Genomic DNA, 4216 nt, shown 5'->3' on the forward strand with positions numbered 1-4216 from the left:
TCGGTCGTTTAATCTTCCAATACGCTTCCTTCAACAACAGCCGTTCCTTGCACTTCTTCTTAGGTGCATGGCCTGTAATCGGCATCTGGTTTACTGCACTGGGCATCAGCACCATGGCATTTAACCTCAACGGTTTCAACTTCAACCAGAGCATCATCGACTCACAAGGTCACGTGATCAACACCTGGGCTGATGTACTTAACCGCGCCAACCTAGGTTTCGAGGTCATGCACGAGCGTAACGCTCACAACTTCCCTCTAGACCTAGCTGCGGCTGAAGCTACTCCTGTAGCTTTGACTGCTCCAGCTATCAACGGCTAATTTCAACTTGGCATAATTTGCTAAGTTAAAACAAAGCGCTCTCCAGATGGGGAGCGCTTTTTTGTTTTGATCTATGCCATTTGATCTGGTTGCGATCGCTATATATAGCGTTTCTAGGACTCATGAGGTACACAGAATTGTTTCACTCTTGGCTCTTGCCTAATCCCTGCTCCCTGCTCCCTGCTCCGAAGTCCCTAAAACCTAGATATTTGTACCTCACAAGTCGTAGAATTGCTATAGTTTCTTAAGTGTGTTGTATTCAACTAATGGTCGATGAGCAACTCGAACAACTTCGGACTTTTGGCACTTGATGACTGTAATCGCAGGATAAGCACTAACTTCAGTGGGAAACGCCTGAGTATCGACCATATCAATATAGTAAGCAGGGCAAACGCATCTAAATTCTAAAAGCCTTACTCAGAATAGATTTCAAAATTAATAAGCATAAATACTTATCCTATGAATCTCATATCCAGTAGGCATTTCAAAATAAGATGCGTTTACCCTGGACTCAGTACAAGCTTCCGAGTATTATTAGGGACAGCCAAAGGATGATGAGCAAATCTTCCAAAGAACGGAATCACCATTTTTCAAAATAGCTGTGTCGATCCCAAATTCTGAAAAATTATTATTAATGAATAAAGCCCAAAACTGATCTTGCCCAGGAGGAACACTATCAATACTGGTGACTAAATCTCCAAAGGGACAAGAAAATTTAGTCTTGAATTGTAGCTCCCCTAACTCAGATAGATTACGCATCGCTAAGCTAACAGTGCTATTTTCAATCCAAGGGGCATATGTATCAAGGTCTGAACCAATTGGAAAATCAACTTTGAAGTTGACAGTACCTTTAGCTCCAGAACAAGTCCAAGGAATTCTGGGACCATTGGCTGTTATGGCCCATTTGTAACAACCACCACCAGATTCGCCTAGTCCGCCATCACAACTGTCAAGTTTATGGCATTCTTGCTTGGAAATATTGCCTTGAGGTGCATCAACCCAGTTGTAGTTACCTGTATAATTCTCCATCCAATAACATCGAGGTAAATTAGCCAACTTGATATCTGCCGATACAAAGGAAGCAGTGACTTGTTCATCTAAAGCAAGAACAGGGACGCTGAACCAAAAGCAAGTGCTTAGAAAGATTGCAAGAAGACTAAAGAATACTTTCATTGTTGTTACCTCCACGGTGAGCAATTACCCAATTTTCTCCAATTTTCCAGACCTGAGGAGGTGACATGAGCCCTAAAAAGCTTAGTAGATAAGGCTTTGATGCAAATCAGCTTAGGGAAGATACAGTCCCAAATTAACCCTCGATTCATTTAATGGCAAGCTCAAACCCTTATAACTACGTATAATGCCAGCCCAAAACAGCATGTAGATTTTTGTAACTTATGGGTTGAAATGACTACCCAGTAAGGATTTCAGCTTGCATTTCACCCCCCCAGTTTCCAGACACTTTCCATTTTAATAACAATTTCGGATGATAAGTAGTCCCAGAGAAAAAAAGAGATGTTTGTAAAGGATTATTTCACGCCTCGCCGGTTAACATACTCAACCTTATGTCCGTTGCGCTCTCGAAGAGCCTCAAGTCCTACAGTCCAGGGTAAACGCATCTAATATCAAATCCGGCTAATCAGTTATCGCAAACGTTAGAGCTCTTGCAAAAGTTTTTTGTGATATATATAATTAAAGATTAATTATTTTTTATACAACCGACCGAAGTTAAGCATGAAATATTGGAAAGCCACAAAACTATCCTCTAAAAAATTCAAACGACTTACAGGAATTAGTCCCAAAACTTATAGGCTAATGGTTTGTTTAGTTAAAGGGAAAGATGCTAGTAAAAAGAAAACCGGTCGTCCCCCTAAATTAACAATTGAAGATCAAGTATTAATGGTTATTCAATATTGGCGAGAATATCGCTCGTATTATCATATCGGCATGGACTGGGAAGTTTCAGAATCTACAGTTTATCGAACGGTTCATAAAATTGAAAATATATTAATTCGCTCGGGAGAATTTAGTTTACCAGGCAAGAAAAAATTATTAGAATCTTCTTTGAATGAAAAGTTGATTGTAATGGATGTCATGGAAAGTCCAATTGAAAAACCTCAAAAGTACCAAAAAAGTTTTTTTAGTGGAAAACAAAAAGAACATACTTTAAAAACACAAATCATTATTGAGCAAAAAACGTTTAAAATACTATGCTTAAGACATTGAAAGGGGAAAATGCATGATTTTCAACTATTTAAAACTAGTGGAATAAAAATCAACAAATTAGTTAAAATTATAGCTGATAAAGGATATCAAGGAATCTCCAATATTCATGAATTGAGTGAAACTCCTATTAAGAAACCTAAGGGAAAAAATCTCACCAAAGCACAGAAAAAATATAATCGAGAACTAAATCGATTAAGACTTGTTATTGAACATGTTAATCGTCGGCTAAAAATCTTTAAAATCCTGTCTTATCGATATCGAAATCGCCATCAAAGATTTGGATTAAGGGCTAATTTGATTGCGGGAATTTATAATCGAGAATTAGCGGGATAAAATCAGCTAAAAAATTCAATTTATAGTTAGACATTCAGGGATTATTTAATAACTGAATTGGGACTTCATGTCAAATTTTATAATTGAGCACTCACGCCACAAAAGTTGCTCGAAAACCTGGGGAGATTATTACTATTTTTACACCAAAAATTTTAAACAAAAACAAACCCTGATTATATCACAAAATATTTATGCAAGAGTTCTGTTGTTTGAGGCCACCAATGAAAACACAGGGCTATTTCATTCTAAAAATGCGCTCTTTGTGTGTGAGCGTCCAAATTGGCAGTATCGCTGTGCTTGAGCCATATTGGAGAAGCCATTGGAGCGATAGATATTCAGCGCAAAATTACGAGCAACTGCAAAGATTTGGGCGTTGCTGATTTTGGGTATGGTTTTGCCCCCCTAGCCCCCCAATTCTGGGGGGAACAAAACTCTTAAAGTCCCCCAAAGTTGGGGGATTTAGGGGGCTGTAATAAAACCAGATAATCGGGCATTCATTCTTTAATTCAGCAACGCCCACCGTTCGACCCCGCTTTACCCACTTAGCTTGTTACGACTCAGTGGGTAGGGGTAAGGCTGTCACTCGGATTTCACGAGGGTCAGAAGTTACCGAAAGAATAGTGCAGCCTTTATGGTCAGCAGGTTAGGCATCATAGGAGTAAGGTTTTGTACTAAGGCTGCACTATTCTAAGGTTTTGTCTCCGGGTTGGTATTTCACCAACATGGTTATCAAGTTGTCAAGGTTCAATTACCTGGCGACTAATCTCCCAAACCTTTATAGGGTAAGGTTTATAGTCAACGAATCGCACAGTCACATATCTCCTTATGGGTCGGGCTTTCACCGACATCCTCTAGACAGTTAGAATTCAGAAGTTTTATTTTCATGAATCCCCCAACTCATACTCCTCCAGTTGCTGAAGGTTCCTAGTTGGAACGAGCCGCACATAGCACTACCCATTAAGGTGTTTGACATTGATAGAAGCTGAAAACCTATTGTACTCAACTTTTGCATGCATGCTTTTTGCATGCATGCCTCTTGCCTCTTGCCTTGCCCGTAGCGCTATTTTGGTTTACCTATTCTTCCAATATCACCTTAATTTTTATTTGTCAATACTTACGTAATATAAGTCTCACTTATTTACAGTATTTAATAACCTGAGGGTAAATTACTCGAAAAACCCTTTACAAAACTAAATATATTACTTAACATAAGTACATGAAGGCGCACACAAGCCGGACGAACCTCGATAACTTCATATTCATACCCGCAATCATAAGAACATGACTACTGTATTACAACAGAGCAACACCTCTGTGTGGTCTCAGTTCTGCAATTGGGT

The 4216-nt window shown here is 39.1% G+C and carries 2 protein-coding genes and 3 pseudogenes; 4 read left to right on the plus strand and 1 reads right to left on the minus strand.

All coding sequences use genetic code 11. The features are described from left to right. Both F6J99_RS42595 and F6J99_RS42600 read left to right on the plus strand, forming a co-directional pair. Nucleotides 1-320: pseudogene (locus F6J99_RS42595) on the plus strand (photosystem II q(b) protein); the annotation flags it as partial. A 122-nt stretch (nucleotides 321-442) separates the two neighbouring features. Beyond that, a complete protein-coding gene (locus F6J99_RS42600; RefSeq protein ID WP_293122859.1) occupies nucleotides 443-568 on the plus strand; it encodes a hypothetical protein in 126 nt (41 codons plus the stop codon). Between the two features lie 286 nt (nucleotides 569-854). Here F6J99_RS42600 and F6J99_RS42605 read toward each other — a convergent pair whose 3' ends face one another. Continuing rightward, nucleotides 855-1493 carry a DUF4430 domain-containing protein gene (locus tag F6J99_RS42605; RefSeq protein WP_293122862.1) on the minus strand — a complete coding sequence of 213 codons (639 nt, stop codon included), beginning with the start codon at nucleotides 1491-1493 and terminating at the stop codon, nucleotides 855-857. Between the two features lie 558 nt (nucleotides 1494-2051). Between F6J99_RS42605 and F6J99_RS42610 the strand changes: the two are divergent. Together F6J99_RS42610 and F6J99_RS42615 are read left to right on the plus strand one after the other, a co-directional pair. Continuing rightward, nucleotides 2052-2876 (plus strand): annotated as a pseudogene (locus F6J99_RS42610) (IS5 family transposase). 598 nt (nucleotides 2877-3474) lie between these two features. Next, nucleotides 3475-3567, plus strand: a pseudogene (locus tag F6J99_RS42615) (RNA-guided endonuclease TnpB family protein); the annotation flags it as partial. Between the last annotated feature and the right edge of the window lie 649 nt (nucleotides 3568-4216).

It is taken from the genome of Moorena sp. SIO4G3 (assembly GCF_010692305.1).
Taxonomy (GTDB): domain Bacteria; phylum Cyanobacteriota; class Cyanobacteriia; order Cyanobacteriales; family Coleofasciculaceae; genus Moorena; species Moorena producens_A.